The 15,697-nt window shown below is 69.7% G+C and carries 11 protein-coding genes; 5 read left to right on the top strand and 6 right to left on the bottom strand.

Annotation, left to right across the window (positions count from 1 at the left end):
- Window positions 1-82 precede the first annotated feature (82 nt).
- Window positions 83-583, bottom strand: a complete 501-nt coding sequence (locus tag WBN46_RS18615) for a M48 family metallopeptidase (protein ID WP_337732878.1) — start codon at window positions 581-583, stop codon at window positions 83-85.
- 76 nt (window positions 584-659) lie between these two features.
- Between WBN46_RS18615 and WBN46_RS18610 the strand changes: the two genes are divergently transcribed.
- From WBN46_RS18610 to WBN46_RS18590, 5 genes are all read left to right on the top strand, one after another.
- Complete coding sequence (locus WBN46_RS18610; RefSeq protein WP_337732877.1) at window positions 660-1,208, top strand: DUF2058 domain-containing protein; 549 nt, start codon at window positions 660-662, stop codon at window positions 1,206-1,208.
- Window positions 1,209-1,245: 37 nt separating this feature from the next.
- Window positions 1,246-2,370, top strand: a complete 1,125-nt coding sequence (locus WBN46_RS18605; RefSeq protein WP_337732876.1) for a hypothetical protein — start codon at window positions 1,246-1,248, stop codon at window positions 2,368-2,370.
- Between the two features lie 558 nt (window positions 2,371-2,928).
- Window positions 2,929-4,020, top strand: coding sequence for a histidine kinase (locus WBN46_RS18600; protein ID WP_337732875.1), 1,092 nt, complete (start codon window positions 2,929-2,931; stop codon window positions 4,018-4,020).
- The gene (locus tag WBN46_RS18595; RefSeq protein ID WP_337732874.1) at window positions 4,017-4,778 is read left to right on the top strand and encodes a response regulator; all 762 of its coding nucleotides are present in this window, start codon (window positions 4,017-4,019) and stop codon (window positions 4,776-4,778) included. The genes WBN46_RS18600 and WBN46_RS18595 overlap by 4 nt, the downstream gene beginning before the upstream one ends.
- 338 nt (window positions 4,779-5,116) lie before the next feature.
- Entirely contained in the window at window positions 5,117-5,689 is a 573-nt protein-coding gene (locus tag WBN46_RS18590; RefSeq protein ID WP_337732873.1) for an ester cyclase, read from the top strand.
- 127 nt (window positions 5,690-5,816) lie between these two features.
- Here WBN46_RS18590 and WBN46_RS18585 read toward each other — a convergent pair whose 3' ends face one another.
- The 5 genes from WBN46_RS18585 to recC all read right to left on the bottom strand — a co-directional run bounded on the left by WBN46_RS18585 (window position 5,817) and on the right by recC (window position 15,484).
- On the bottom strand, window positions 5,817-6,161 hold the full coding sequence (locus WBN46_RS18585; RefSeq protein WP_337732872.1) for a hypothetical protein: 345 nt from the start codon (window positions 6,159-6,161) through the stop codon (window positions 5,817-5,819).
- A gap of 8 nt (window positions 6,162-6,169) precedes the next feature.
- A complete protein-coding gene (locus WBN46_RS18580) occupies window positions 6,170-6,442 on the bottom strand; it encodes a hypothetical protein (RefSeq protein ID WP_142122901.1) in 273 nt (90 codons plus the stop codon).
- A 185-nt stretch (window positions 6,443-6,627) separates the two neighbouring features.
- Window positions 6,628-8,505, bottom strand: a complete 1,878-nt coding sequence (gene recD / locus WBN46_RS18575) for an exodeoxyribonuclease V subunit alpha (protein ID WP_337732871.1) — start codon at window positions 8,503-8,505, stop codon at window positions 6,628-6,630.
- Window positions 8,502-12,113, bottom strand: a complete 3,612-nt coding sequence (locus WBN46_RS18570; RefSeq protein WP_337732870.1) for an exodeoxyribonuclease V subunit beta — start codon at window positions 12,111-12,113, stop codon at window positions 8,502-8,504. Before WBN46_RS18570 ends, recD begins: the two co-directional genes overlap by 4 nt.
- Complete coding sequence (gene recC, locus WBN46_RS18565; protein ID WP_337732869.1) at window positions 12,110-15,484, bottom strand: exodeoxyribonuclease V subunit gamma; 3,375 nt, start codon at window positions 15,482-15,484, stop codon at window positions 12,110-12,112. Before recC ends, WBN46_RS18570 begins: the two co-directional genes overlap by 4 nt.
- Window positions 15,485-15,697: the final 213 nt, after the last annotated feature.

The following is a 15,697-nucleotide window of genomic DNA, read 5'->3' as shown; positions in this document are numbered from 1 at the left end:
TCCACCGCGCGCGGGGCGAGGGAGAAACACAAGCACTGCACGCCCCCCTTTTCATACCCCGGGTGCGTAGCACTTGCGCGTGCTACCTGCCCGCACCCATCTCCAGATGGGTCAGGTACAGCCGCAGGTCGAACTCCAGCCGGTGGTAGTCGGGTTCCATGTGCGTGCACAGCTGGTAGAAGGCCTTGTTGTGGTCGGCTTCCTTCAGGTGCGCCAGTTCATGCACCACGATCATCTTCAGGAACTCGGCGGGGGCGTCGCGGAAGACGGTGGCGATGCGGATCTCGCGGCTGGCCTTGAGCCGGCTGCCGTGCACACGCGAAATCGCGGTGTGGGTGCCCAGCGCGTGCTTCATCACCTGCAGCGTGCTGTCGTAGGCCACCTTGCCCAGCGGCACCGAGCGGCGCAGGTGGCGTTCCTTCAGCGCCTGCACGTAGTCGTACAGCTGGCCGTCGCTGCGCACCGTATGCAGCTGGCCGTACTTGTCGGCCAGCATCGGGCCCAGCCGCTCCTGCGCGATCAGCGCACGCACGCGTGCCTGCAGGTCGGCAGGGTAACCGGCGAGGTATTTCAGGGCATCCATCGTGGGCGTGGACGGCGGGTGGCGGGCGGGGACGGCGGGTATGATGGCCCGGAAACCTCCTGCACGACACCACGACATGGCAAAGGGAAATCCGCTACAGGAACAGCTGCTCAAGGCAGGGCTGGTCAAGAAATCCAAACTGGCCGAGGTCGCACGCGAGCAGAACAAGGCGCGCCACGGCAAGGGACCGGCCGCGCCCAACGACATCCAGCGCGATGCGGAACGGGCTCGCGCCGAAAAGGCCGAACGTGACCGCGCCATCGAAGCCGAGCGCAAGGCGCAGGCGCGCAGCGCGGAACTGCGTGCACAGGCGCGGCAGATCATCGAAGACCGCAAGGTGCCGCGCACGGGTGAAGTCGAATACCGCTTCACCGCGCACGGTGCCATCCGCACCGTGCTGGTCAACGACGACCTGCGACGGAAGCTGTCGGCCGGCGCGCTGGTGATCGTGCAGCTGGATGACCGCTACGAACTGCTGCCGCGCGTGGCCGCCGACAAGGTGCGCGAACGCGATGCCGGCATGATCGTGCTGGACCATGGCCAGGGCACCGACACCGGGGCCGCCACCTCCGAGGACGATGCGTACTACGCGCAGTTCCAGGTGCCCGACGACCTGATGTGGTGACAGCGACCGCCGCATCGCTTTGACAAGGAGTTCCACCATGCGCCTGCACCGCCTGCTTACCTGCCTGCCGATCGCGTTGTTGCTGGCGTTGCCGCCGGCACGTGCCGTGGATGCCTCCACGGCGGTGGCGCCGCCGGTGGAAGACACCGGCACGTTGGCCGCCGCACCCTACCGCATCGACATTCCCGCCGACTGGAATGGCGAACTGGTCATGCTGGTGCACGGCTTCGAGCCGGTCGGCGTGCCGCGCGCGTCGCCGTGGCCGGCGAACGAGGCCACGCCGGTGTTCCTGTCGAAGGGATACGCGGTGGCGCAGAGCGGGTTCGCGACGCAGGGCTGGGCGATGCGCGATGGCATCGACGATACCGAGCGCCTGCGCGCGCACTTCGTCGAACGCCATGGCGCACCGCGTCGCACGTGGCTGGTGGGTTTCTCGATGGGCGGCGGCATCGCCGTGGCCAGTCTTGAACAGCAGCCGGCGCAGTACGACGGCGCGCTGTCGCTGTGCGGCGCCAACGTGCCGGGCGCACGGTTGGCGGAAGAGTTGTTCACCACGCTGGTGGCGTTCGATACGTTCTTCCCCGGCGCCACGGGCGTACCCGACGGTGGGCTGTCCGGTCCTGCCGCGGCGGAGCTCGGGCAGATGGACGTGATGAACGCGGTGACCGGCGCGTTGCCCGGCAACCCGGACGCCGCCGCGTTGCTGGCCAAGCACATGGAGGTGCCTGTCGACGCGGTGCCCGGCATCGTCAGCCTGCATGCCCTGGTATTCAACGACATGCGACGCCGCGCGGGTGGGCTGCCGGTGGACAATACGCGCACGGTGTACACGGGGTTCGGCGACAACGCAGTGTTCAATGCGGCGGTGCCACGCCATGCGGGCGATGCGGCGGCGATGGCCTATGCAGCCACCGCACCGGCGCTCACCGGGCAGGTGCGCAAGCCGCTGGTGATCCAGTACAACACCGGCGACCCGACCATCGCGCCGCGTCTGCAGCCCCTCTATGCGGCCCTCGCGCACGCGGGCGGGGACGTCATCGCACCGCTGGTGCTGCCCGACGCGGGCGAAGGGCATTGCGGGTTTTCCCCGGAGCAGATCGGCGAGGCGTTCCGCACGTTGACGCAGTGGTCGGTCACGGGGAAACGGCCGGGCGGGGAGTGAGGCGCGGCCGGTATCGCCGGCCACGCACTGGTACTGCCGCAAAAGAAAGGCCCCGCGTTGCGGGGCCTTCTGCTGTCTGGGGCGGTCGCGTGTCAGTCGTTGCCGCCGCTCCCAGTGTCGGGTGTCCGGTGCGTGGCTGCGGCGAAAGCGCGAGGTCAGTTCGCGCCGGGCTCCATCGAGGCCCTTGTCCTTGCCGGCACCAGGGGCGGGCTTGAGCCGGAGCCGATTCGACGCGCGCTGCAGTCCGGGCTTTGTCGGCCATGGCGCCGACGGCATGGTCGAACTCAACGGCTTCCACGTTGCACTTCCAGGCCTGAGGGTCGCCGTCGACAGCACGCTCGCCGAAGGGGCTGGGGATGTGCACCGGACATCGCAGGGGATGGATCAACACAGGCGCTACTCGCTTCCGGATGGCCGATGGGCGCATTGCCGAGGGATTGATGTGCGGCGACGCGTTCGGGGGGATGAAGCAATTGGGTATGCTGCCAACGCCGGCGACGGGATCGGCGACGGGAGGCAGCTCGGCCGGTGGCACACCTCGCTGGAAAAGAGCCCGACATGGCGACACCGATGATGGAGACCGGGTCCGGCTTCGGTCGCCGGGGCGTGGCCATCCTGGGGGCATGGACCTTGGTCGCGATGCTCTTCGCCGGGCAGGCCTGGTTCGCCGCCCAGGTACGGGGCGAACCGCTGGCGTGGGTCCGCGCCAGTGTCATCTGGCTCGTCTGGGCCGCCGTCTGGGCTGCCCTCACGCCGGCCGCCCTCCGGCTTGCGGCACGGTTTCCGCTACAACGACCACAGGTCCTCCGCGCGCTCGTGGTCCACGGCCTCGCTTCGGGGATCTGCGCCTTAGTCAACCTGGCGCTCTTCGCGCTGGCGGCGCCGATGATCGGCGCGGCCCAGGTCGAGCCCACCTGGTTCGGCACCTTCAACCGGCTGCTCGGCACGACGTTTCTCCTGAATCTCCCGGTGTACTGGCTCATCGTCGCTGTGGCACACGTGGAGCGTTTGGTGCGGACCGCCCGCGAAAAGGATCGTCGGCAGCTCCGCCTGGAAGCGCAGCTGGCGGACGCCCGCCTGCAGACATTGCGCACCCAGCTGCAGCCTCACTTCCTTTTCAACGCCCTGAACACGATCTCCGTGCTGATGCACGAGAATGCCGACTCGGCGGATCGGATCCTCTTGCAGCTGAGCGCCCTGCTGCGCCGCTCGCTCGACAGCAGCGAGGCGCATGAGGTGCCGCTTGGCGAGGAGATCGGCTTTCTGGAAAGCTATCTCGAGATCGAGCAGGCCCGCTTCGAGGGGCGTCTGAGCTACCGAATCACAGTCCCCGACGAGGTGCGTGAAGCGCGGGTCCCCAACCTGATCCTCCAGCCCCTGGTTGAGAACGCCCTGCGCCATGGACTGGCCACGCGCGCAGGACCTGGGCACATCGAAATCAGGGCGGACCGGCAGGACGATGCCCTGCTGCTGCGCGTTTCGGATGACGGCCGAGGATTGCCACCGTCGACGACCGAACGCATCGGCCTGGCGAACACGCGGGCGAGGTTGCGCTTGCTGTATGCGGACAGGCAGCGCTTCGAAGTGCGAAATTCCGACGACGGCGGCGTCATCGCCGAGATCGAGCTACCCTGGCGCACTGTCGCATGACCCTCCGCGTACTGATCGTTGACGATGAACCGGTCGCCCGCCGCGGGATAGTGCGGCTCCTGCGGCAGGAGCCGGACATCGAAGTCGTCGAAGAGTGCGAGGACGGTGGAGCGGCCATATCGGCCATCAGCGCGCATTCGCCCGACCTCGTCTTCCTCGATGTGCAGATGCCCGAACTGGATGGCTTCGCCGTTATCGAAGCCATCGGCGGCAACCGCATGCCGGCGGTCGTGTTCGTGACCGCATTCGATCAACACGCTGTGCGCGCGTTCGATGCCCAAGCGATCGACTACGTGCTGAAGCCGATCGATCCGGAACGCTTTCGCCGTGCGCTGCAACGCGCCCGTTCCCACGTCGGCCATCCCGATGACAGCTTCGCCCGCCGCGTTTCCGAGGTGCTGAAATCGATCGATCGAAGTGCACCTCAGCGCTATCCCACGCGACTCGCAATCCGTTCAGAGGGACGCGTCCGATTGCTCGACATCGACGAGGTCGATCGCATCGTCGCCGCAGGAAACTACGTCGAGATCCACACAGGCGCGAAACAGCACCTGCTGCGCGAGACGATGGCCAGTCTCGAGTCCCGCCTGGATCCACAATGTTTCATCCGGGTATCACGCGCAGCGATCGTCAGCATTGCCCGGATTCGCGAAGTCCAGCCACTGTTCAATGGCGACTTCGTCGTTCTCCTCAAGAACGGGGCGCAGGTCAACGGCAGTCGCCGTTATCGGGCGGCGCTCGACGTGTTGCTTCGCTGAGCGCCGTTTTCCTCTGCGCTCGCTGTGCGGGTGACACAGTAGAGTACGCTCTGCCGCCTGGAGGGGGGATCTCAACCGCAGACTTCAGGGATTGCGGCCAACGCGGCCGCTGCATGCAGCCCTGCGGCACCCGTGGACGTTCCTTGAGCTGCGTGGCCACGCCTTCGATGTCGGCACGCAATCGTGGCAGCCCGGCTCATCACGAAGTTCAGCGCGCACCCCGGAGCCACGATCGACAACATGCCGGCAGCGCCGAGCCGTGACGCGCTCCCGTCACTCCGCAGCCACCACTCATCCCGCCACCACGTCCACCCGACACCAAGGGCGCGCGAGCGGTCGTGCACGACCCCATCATCCGCAACACGCGCTTCCGCGTTTCGGAGATGGTCATGAAAACCTGCAACATCCTGCTGTCCGCAATGGCAACACTCGTCGCCCTCACCGGCATGACTCCGTGCGGAGCCACTGCGTCCGACGGCGTTCGCGCCGAGTCTCTGGAACTCAACAAGTCGGTCACCCGCAGGGTGTACGAGGAAGGCCTCAATCAGGGTCGATTCGAAGTGCCGTACAGCGCGGACTTCGTTGGCCACGGCGGCAGGAGAAACTTCACCCATGCCGACGGCATGGCAGAAGCCAAGGGATGGCGCGAGGCGTTTCCGGATCTCAACATCACGGTCGACAAACAGGTTGCCGAGCGCGATCTGGTGGCCGTGCACTGGACCGCGCGCGGGACCAACACCGGCACAGGGAATGGCATTCCGGCGACCGGTCGCGCAGTGCAGATCACGGGCACGACGCTGTTTCGAATGGCGGACGGACGAATCGCCGAGGAATGGACCTGCGCCGATTCGTTTGGGCTGATGAAGCAACTGGGCCTGTTGGCGACGCCGGCAGCAGCGCCAGCGCGATAGGTTGGCGTGAGCGTGCGAACCCCGAAGCCGGGCACGCACCATTCGTCGGCCCGCGTGGGGCCGCTTTGGTCATCGGGAGGGTGCAACCACCATCTGACCGCGCGTGCCGGGCACGCGCGGGAGGTTCTCAGCGCCAGCTCGCCTTGCGCGAGGGCTGCGGGGGCGTGGGGGCCGGGTCGATGGTGGGCACCAGCATCGACAGCCGCGCCTTGGCGAACTCGCCGCCGCCGTCGACATCCAGCTTGCCCACGCTGTTGGCGTTGATCAGGCCGGTGTCCAGGAACACCTCCTCGCCCACCGTCAACGGATGACGGGCACTGCACAGCTTCGACGGCACATGCAGCACGCTGATGCCATCACGCTGCCACTTGGTCTCCGGCACCAGCCGGCGGACGATGGAACCATCCACCCAGACTTCCACCGAATCCGACGACACCGACCGGCACTTGCCGATCCCAACATCAAAAGCCATGCACCCTCCTACAGGGCGGTATGCGTAAGCGTGAACAGGAAGCCACGCGCTTCAAGCAGGGCACGCATCCGCCTTTCGGCCGGTGCGCGATGGAATTGGCGGCCCGCCCACAGACTGAAGCACGGGCGACCGGTGTTGTGGCCGTGGCCAAGCTCGCGCCGGGACACCGCGATATCGAGCGACTCGCACGCCGTGGCCCACATCACCCGCAGGTCGCCGGGACCAATGGATTGCTGCGATCCCAGATGGAGAATGAACACCTGGACCTGCTGGTTCGTCATACACACCTCCTCGGCACGCGCTCAGTCGCGTTCGGTAAGCCGAGAGGGAGAGAAATCGGCCCGCGGGAGGCGGCGGAGGAGACTGCCAGTCAGCCAGGACAGGTATACGCCCTTGGGGGCGTGACCGCAAACCCGTGTTCATGCTTTGCGACGCGCGTGCGATGCGGTTGCACGGTGCTGCGGTGCTACGACGCGATGCGTGGACGCGCCAACCGCCAGCCCAGCCCCGACCACCGGCTTGCATGCCGCGACAGTGCGTCGCGGATCACCGCTTCGCTGCCGGCGATGTGCAGTTCGCGCCGGGCGCGGGTGATGCCGGTGTAAACCAGCTCGCGCGACAGCACGCGGTTGCCGCGTGCCGGCAGCAGCAGCCAGACCGCGTCGAACTCGCTGCCCTGCGCCTTGTGTACGGTCATGGCGAACGCGGACTCGTGCGCGGGCAGCGAGGCGGGATGGAACGCGCGCGGCTGTGCGGGTGTGTCGCCCGGGAACCAGGCCAGCAACACGCCTTGCGCATCGCGGAAACACAGCCCGATGTCGCCGTTGAACAGGCGGTGGCGATAGCTGTTCTCGGTGACGATGACCAACTGGCCGTGGAAGTGTCCCTGCCCGGCGCGCTGCAGGCCGGTGCCGCCCTCCACCAGCAGGCGCTCGATGCGCGCGTTCAACGTGCGCGCGCCCTGCGGGCCTTCACGCACGGCGGTGAGGATGCGCAGGCGCGCGGACAGTGCCAGCGCGTCGGTGGGCGTGGCGGCTTTGCCCAGCGCGCGCCAGTGCGACAACAGGTCTTCGCGCTGCATGTCCAGCGGATCGGCCAGGTCTTCATGGAACCGCATGCCGGCAAGCGTGTCGCCGCGCAGCAGCGACAGCGTGGCGGAGGCATCGCCTTCGCGCACCGCGGCGGCCAGCGGCGCCAGCTGCAAGGCCTCGCTCTGGCGCCAACCGCGCTGCAGATGCACGCGGATGCCGGCGAAGCGGCCCGGTCGCTGATCCCCGCCTGCATGGTGATCAGCGGGCGGAGCATCGCCGAGCAGCGGGTGGAGCGCCCCCGCATCCTGCATGCCGATGTCGTTGCCTTCCCCGGCCGCGCTGAGGATGGCGGCCAGCACGTCGCCCGCTTCCACCGATGGCAACTGGTCCGGATCGCCCAGCAGCACCAGGCGCGTGCCATCGGCCACCGCGTCCACCAGCTTGGCCATCAGCGGCAGGTCGATCATCGAGGCTTCGTCGACGACGACCACGTCGAACGGCAGCGGGTTGTCGGCGTGATGGCGGAAGCGGGGCGAATCCGGAATCGTGCCGAGCAACCGGTGCAGGGTGGTGCCCGTGGTGGGCAGCGCCGCGAGCAGGTCGGCGTCCACGCCCTGCGCCGCCAAAGCCTGCACTGCATGGCGGACGCTCTCGGCCATGCGTTCGGCAGCGCGACCGGTAGGCGCGGCCAGGGCGACGCGCGGCGCGGCGCGGCCCGCGTGCTGCGCCTGTGCGGCCAGCAGCACCAGCAGGCGCGCGGTGGTGGTGGTCTTGCCGGTACCGGGACCGCCGGTGACCAGCAGCAGGGCATGGCGCAGCGCAAGCGCGGCGGCACGCGCCTGGTGAGCATCGTGCGCGGCCGGCGGAAACAGCTGTGCGAACACGGGCGCGAGCGCATCGATGCCGGTTGCCGGCACCGCGTGCGCGGCGAGGCGTTGCAGGCCGAGCGCGAGCGCGCGTTCGTACTCGCGATAACGGCGCAGGTAGAGCAGGTCCTGTTCCAGCACCAGCGGCGCGTGCGGATCGGCGATGGCATCGGCATCGTCCGGCGTGGCCACCCAGCGCGAGGCGGCAAGACATGCGCGCCACGCATCGGCGGATGGCCAGTCGATGGGGGCTTCGGCATCGAGCAGTGCCTGCGGCTCGCGCAGCGAGAGCCCGGCATGGCCCTTGGCGACGGCGAGCGACGCCAGCGCGGCGGCGGCCAGTACCGCGTCGGGCGTGGACGCATCCAGACGGCGCAGGCTCTGCGCGAGGGCGTGGTCCAGGGTGCGCAGATGGCCGTGGCGGAACAGGGCATCGAGCAGGCTCATGCGGCCGCCTCCTGACCGTGGCCGGCGAACAGGGCATCGAGTGCGTGCACGAGTTCCGGCGCGAAGCGCTGCGCATGTACACCGAGCGACGCATCGCGCGCGGGTTCGAGTCCACGGCAGAACACGTAACGTATGCCGCCGAAGTCGCGTGCATAGTCATAGCCGTCGCCCAGGCGGAAACGCAGCCAGCGGTGCAGCGCGACGGTGTAGACCAGAGCCTGCAGATCGTACTCGCTGTGCGCCATCGCGGCGGCCAGCGCGGGCGCGTCGTAGCGCGGCAGGCGGTTGGACTTGTAGTCGAGCACGTACCAGCGCCCGTCGCGCACGTAGGTCAAATCGATCTTGCCGGTCATCAACCCTTCCAGCCGCGAGCGCAGGCCGAACCCCTGGCGCGCGCGCACCACGCCATGCGCGTGCAGCAGCGCCAGCAACGCCGGCACGGCGGTGGACGCGAGGGCGAAGTGGAATTCGATTTCGGCACGTCGCTCGTATTCGCCCAGCGCATGCAGTGCGCCGCCCTCGGGCAGCGCGACGGTCAGCGTGCGCCCGACCAGCGAGGTGAGCAGCGCGATGCCGTCGGCCAGGTCGTCCTGGGCGTAGCCTTCCCTGCGCAGCGCAGCGAGCAGGGCAGCATGTTCTCCTTCCGGCGCCGCATCGCCCACCTGCCACGGCGCCCATGCGCTGAATCGGGTGTCTTCGAGCGCCGCATGCAGCACGTTGCCGAAACGGCTGCCACTGAAGCGCGGGTCGTACGCGTCGGCGGGGATGTCGGGGGATGCGTCCGCGTCATCGGGCGGCTGCACCGGTTCGTCCGCGGCCGCGCCATCGGCCTCGGTGGAGGCGGCATCGATGGCGTGGCCCGCATCGGCATGTGCGAGCTGGGTGAAGCTGTAGACCCACCAGTCGGGCGCGATGGAACGCCGGGCGATGCGGGCGGCCGGCACCGCGCCCTCGGCCACGGGCGGCAACCACGGCAATGCCGCGGGCGGCGACGTGGGGTCGATGCGGATGCCCGGGTCGCGCGCCAGCAGGGCGTCGGCATCGCGCACCATCGCCCACAGCGGTGACTGGGCGTGCTGGTAGAAGGCGCCCGCTGCCAGCCACAGCGCGTGGCAGGCACGGGTCAGGCCGACGTACAACAGGCGCGCATCTTCGGCGCGCTGTGCCTCGCTCCATTGCGCCTTGGCCGCGCTCCAGCCGGAGACTTCGTCCTGCAGCTTCCAGTGCAGCACGCGGCCGTCCGCGTCGGTGACGACGACACGCTGGCCGGGATCGGGCGCCTTGCCGCCGATGCCTGCGTACGGCAGGAACACCAGCGGATACTCCAGGCCCTTGCTCTTGTGCAGCGTCACCACCTGCACGCGGTGCGCGTCGGATTCCAGCCGCAGCAGCTGCGCGTCGTCATCGGCGCCGGTGCCGGCATCGGCGATGGCAGCGGCCAGCCAGTCGACGAGGCCGGGCAGGCCGAGCGTACGGGCGTCGGCCTCCTGCAGCATTTCGGCCGTCTGCAGGTAGTTGGTGAGCCTGCGCTCACCGTCGAGCAGGCCGAGCAGGCGCGGGGCGTGCTCCGCGCACAGGTCGTTGACCAGCGCCAGCGGGCCGCCGCGTTGCAGGCGTTCGCGCCAGTCCTGCGCGCGCTGTTGCCAGCGGCGCATCGCATCGCCGTCGGTCTCGAGTGCGGCGATGCCGTTGGCATCCACGCCCAGCAGGACGGTGGACAGCGCGGTGCGCAGATGGCCGTCGTCCGCGCCGTGCATCAACGAGCGCAGCAGCGCGTGCAGTTCGCGCGCTTCCGGCGTGGCGAACAGGCTGAGCTTGCCGGCCGCGACGGCGGGAATGCCGACCTCGGCCAGCGCCTGCCGGATGCGGGTGGCATCCCTGTGCGTGCGGACCAGCACGGCGATGTCGCCGGGCCGCACGGGCCTGCCGGCGATCGTCGCCGCGCCGGACCGCGCCTCGACCAGCACGCCATGGATGGCGGCCACGCAGGCAGCGGTGGCCAGCTCACGCGAGGTGCCTGCGTCCCAGGGCTTGAGCTTGCCGTCCGGTCCGGGCGCTGGCGATGGCGCCTGCCACACGGTCAGCGCGGGTGCGGCCGTGCCATGGCGCTGGAAGTCGTCATCGTGACGGGTGCCGCCGGGCGCGACCGGATGGAAACGGATGCGCTCATCGACGAACGCGGCGTCGCCGGCCTGGGCGTACAGCGCTTCGATGGCGCGCAGCACCGAGGGCCGCGAACGGAAGTTGTGCGACAGCGGTGGCGCGTCGACGGCATCGGCCTGCGCGGCGAGGTAGGTTTCCACGTCGCCGCCACGGAAGCCGTAGATCGCCTGCTTGGGATCCCCGATGACGAACAGCGCCGGCTGCGGACTCCTGCTGCCGAACACGCGGTCGAAGATGCGCCACTGGCGCGGATCAGTGTCCTGGAACTCGTCGACCAGCGCGACGCGGTACTGCGCCCGCAGGCGCTGCACCAGGGCGTCCGCATGCGGCGTTTCGAGCGCGTCGGCGACGCCGTCGATCAGGTCGTCGTAAGTCTGCACGCGCAGCTGCTGTTTGCGCAGCGCCAGCCGTGCCCGGGCATCGTCGCGCAGGCGATGCAGCAGGGCGACGCGGCGCGCCTCCCGGTAAGCCTCGATGCGGTCCTGCATCTGCAGGTACACGTCGATGGCCTCGCTCAGCGGCGACGCCGGGGTGCGGCCCGTGCCGCCCTTGCTGGTTCTCTGCAGCAGTGCCTCGCAGCGCAGCTGCGGCAGCTTGTCGTGCGCGAATGGCACGCCGGCATCGTCCGCGAGCGCCCACGCACCCAGCGCGTCGAACAGCGCGGCGATCCACTCGACCTTGTAGCTGCCGCCGTGCAGCACCTTGCCCTCCACCGCGGCGACCAGGGCATCGCGGAACGCGTTCCCGTGGGCGCGGTACGCGACGGCGAGTGCTTCGCCCGCCTCGCGCAACGCGGGTGCGGCAGGCAGCGGATCGACGGGGTGCGGCTGCAAACGCTCTTCGCGCAGCAACGCAGGCAGGTCGGCCGCCAGGGCCTCGGGGCCGCCCTTCCACAGCGCAAGCAGATCCTCCGCACCGTCATCGTCCACGCCATGCGCGCGCCACAGGTCCGCGGCGATTTCCTGCCGCAGCGATGCGTCGTTGGCGAGCAACTGCGGGGCATCGAAACCGTGCCCGCTTTCCAGAGCGTGTTCGCGCAGCACCCGTGCACAGAAGCCGTGGATGGTGAACACCGCCGCCAGGTCCATGCCGTCGGCGGCTTCGCGCAGGCGGCGGTGCAGTGCAGTGGGGGATTCGCCACTCCGCGCGAGATACGCGTCGAGGAGCGCGCGCGTCAATGCCGCTTCCGGCCCTTCCTCGGCGGCAGCGACGGCGGGCAGCGATACCGCCAGCAGCAGACGGGCACGGATGCGCGCGCGCAGCTCCTGGGTGGCGGCCTCGGTGAAGGTGACGGCCAGGATCTCGCCGATGCGCAGGCCACCTTCCACCACCAGCCGCACGACCAGCGTGGCCAGGGTGAAGGTCTTGCCGGTACCGGCGGACGCCTCGATGGATTGCACGCCATCGAGCGGCAGCGCGAGATAGGGATCGCGTGCGGCGGTCATCCGGCGTCCTCCGCGTCGAAGACGGGAGCCAGCGCGCGCAACGCCTCGGGATCGGTGCCGGCGTAGACCTCGCCCTGCGTGACCGCGAGATAGATCGACATCGAAAGATCCGCGAACCGCAGCCGTGTTGCGTCATCGGTGAACGGATCGCACCCGCGCAGCGCGAGCCGCAGCGCATCTCCGCTGCCTTCGCTCCAGCTGCGCTCGCTTCCGTACCATTTCTTCGCCGCTTCCTTCAGGCCCGCTTCCATGTCGGGCGCGGCGGCGAAGAATTCCCAACCGCTGTAAGGCGCGAACGGCAGCGGTTCGCGCAGGCCCTGTTCGCGCAGCCAGAGCAGGTGCCGGAGCACCGTGCGCGCCTGGTCCGGAGCGAGTGGCGGACGCACGTGGGGACCGAACGGATGGCCGGATGCCGGCTTCCTGCCGCCTTCGTGGAATTGAACCAGGGGCAGCGCCAGGCCGGCCGCACTGGCGAGCAGCCAGTCCAGGCCGTCGCGGATCGCCGCGTTTCCGCCCGGAGCACCGATGCGAACGCGGGCAAGCCCGTGCAGATACACGCCCGCCAGCGTGCCGTGCAATGCGACGCCGTCGATGTCCACCTCGATGCGCTGCGTCGCCGGCACGTCGCTGCCACGCCAGTCGGCGAAGGCGCGCGCATACGGCATGACCTCGCTGCGCAGCGCGGCCAGCGTGCGCCGCCCCAGCGGACCCGAGGGCAGCAGTGCGCGGGCGCGCAGGGCGGCATGCAGCGTGGCGTCATCGTCGCCCTGCTGCACCCCGGCGAACACGGCCGCCTGCACTTCGCTGCGCGCCAGGCCGCGGCCCGGCAGCAGCAACGGTTCGACGTCGTCGCCCGTCTCGTCGATCCCGTCCAGCCGCAGGCCGAGCCGCTGGCGCAGGAACTGCTCGGCCGGTGCGGTCAGGAAGCGGCGCAGCAGGTCGAGCGACAGCGGGGAGCCGGCGTCGGCAGGTGGCGGCATCGCGTCGCCCGGGAACCAGCGCGGCAGGGGCGAGCGTCGCCCCGCCAGCTGGCCGGCGGCGGGATGCCATTGCCGGCGGTAGCTGAAGCGGCGTGGGTCGTCGTCGCCACCGAACGCGGCGGGCGAGAACGGCTGCAGCGGATGGTGCACCACCAGCGCCCTGGCGACGGAGGACGGATTGGCATGCTGCTGCGCGGCGGCGTCGATGAGTTCACTGACCAGCACCGACGGTTCGCGTGCGCTGCCGTCGCGCGGATCGGCTCCGAGATAACTGAGTAGGAACACGTCCTGCGCGGCGGCGAACAGTTGCAGGAACAGGAAGCGGTCGTCTTCGCGCAGCGAGCGGTCGCCATGCCGGCGCTGGTCGGTGCCGAGTTCGGCCGTGAGCTTGCTCAGGCCGGCGGCGGGATCGCGGCGCGGATAGTCGCCATCGTTCATGCCGAGCACGCAGATCACGCGGAACGGCAGCAGCCGCATCGGCACCATGCGGCCGAAGCTGATGCCGCCGGTCAGCAGGGGCGCGCGCGTATCGGCTTCGGCAAGTGTGGTGGTGAAGTGTGCGCGCACCACGTCGGCCGGCACGGTGTCGGCATAGCCCGCTTTCTCCGCCTGCGCGGCGAAGTCGTCGATGAGCATGCGCAGGCGGTCGAGTGCGCGCAGGCGGGCAGGCAGGACGGGTTCGCGCGGCAGCAGTGCGGCGAGCAGTCCGAGCAGCCGTTCGCGCCATTGCGCGGGCGTGATCGCTTCGCCCAGCGATTTCTGGTGGCGGGCCAGCACGCGCAGCAGGCGGACCAGGATGTCCAGCGCGTCGAGCGCACTGCCTTCCAGTTCCGGCCAGGGCGCGACGCCGGCGATGTCGTCCTGCGCGCCGCTGGCGTGGCCCAGCAGCAGGCGGTCGAGCGCGAACTGCCAGGTGTAGGCATCGTCGGCGGGCGCGTCGTGCGCGGCACGGTGCTTCGCATCCAGTCCCCAGCGCGCGCCTGCGGCCTGCAGCCACGCGTGCAGGCGCTCGAAGGCGGGGGCATCGAGACCGGCCGCGTTCGCGATGGGCGCACTGGCGAGCAGATCGAGGATCTCGTGGGTGCCGAAGCGCGAGACCGGCAGGCCGAGCAGGCGCACGAACACGTCGGCCAACGGCTCGCCGGCCAACGGACTGGTGTCGGCCAGCGCGTACGGCAACCGGTCGCCATCGCCCGGTGCGCCGAACACGGCTTCCAGGTAGGGCACGTACGGGTCGATGTCCGGCGCCAGCACCGCGATTTCGCGCGGCTGCAGCGGCGGATCGAAGCGGTCGTCCTCCAGCAACGCTCGCAGCTGGTCATGCAGTACCTGCAGCTCACGCAGGCGCGTGTGGCAGGCGTGTACCTGCAGGCTGGGATCGTCGGTGCGCAGGGCCGGCAGCAGGTCGGGCGGCTGCGCACGGCGATGGAACAGGTCCGACTGCAGTCGCCGCAGCAGGCTGCCCTGGAACTTGCCGCCCCCCGCACCGGGATCGGCATGGCCGCGCACGTCCAGGCTGGGATGCACCAGTTCGTAACCGCCGATCACGGCCATGAAGTCGCGCCCCGCCGCACCCCAGGCCTGCAGCAGGCGGGCGTCGGCGGTCGTGTCGTCCTCGGCGCCCGCGCGCAGGCGTTGCAGGTCGCCCCAGTATTCCTTCACCGGCGAAGGGACATAGAAATGCAGCGTGCCCACGCGCGCCTGCGTGGCCAGCACCCGCAGCACGTCGGGGGAGACATTGAGCGTGGCGAACGCGAACACGCGTGGCGGCAGTCCCTGCGGCAACGGCTGGCCTGCGCCCTCGAAGCGGTCGAGATAGCGCTGGATGCGCCGCGCGCGGTAGTCGTGGCCACCGGCGACGTGGCGCCACAGGATCGCCTGCGGGTCGTCGGGATCGGCGCCACTTTCCCAGCGCAGCAACCAGTCGCGACGCCAGGCCTGGTACTTCTCGAACACGTCGGCCAGTTCCCCCGCCAGCGCCCACGGCTTGAGTGGATCGGGCCGGCGCGCCGCGGTACCCGCCAGGTAGGCGGCGATCTGCGCCATGGCCGGACGCGCGAGCAGCACGGGGTCGGTCAGCGCGGCGTACAGCCGCCAGTGCAGCGTCGCGGCATCGAGATCGTCGCCCTCGCCCGACACATTGGCGTCCAGCGCACGTGCGACGAACTCGCCGGGGGTGAGGAATTCCAGGTTCGCGGCGATGCCGTGCTCGGTGGCCAGCGTGGCCTGCAGCCAACGCCGCATCGCGACTTGGGGGATCAGCACGGTGTCCGGGGCCAGCAGCGGCACGCCGGGCGCGGCCGTGCTCAATTCCCGTGCCAGCAGGCCCGCCAGCACCTCCAGCGCGTTGGAGTGGTAGAGGCGGAAGTCGGGCGTGGCGTGGGTCGTCATCGTCGTCGCCATTGTGCCGGATGCCGGTATCGCGCCGGAGATACAGCTGTTTGGGCCACAGCATCCCGCACGACCGTGCGCGCGGGCGGCGGTCGGGTGCCACAATAATCAAACTGCGCGGTACGGTTTATGTTCAGCCGTTGGCCGTGAAGCTACATCGTTGTTTTTGCGTTAACCCGCTACTCCCCCCGCTCCGCCACCCCCGCTCCGCCA

Origin of the sequence: Pseudoxanthomonas sp. CCNWLW251 (assembly GCF_037402255.1) — a bacterium.
GTDB lineage: Bacteria > Pseudomonadota > Gammaproteobacteria > Xanthomonadales > Xanthomonadaceae > Pseudoxanthomonas_A.
The sequence above is the reverse complement of the archived record's forward strand: the minus strand, read 5'-3'. Positions and strand labels throughout refer to the sequence as shown.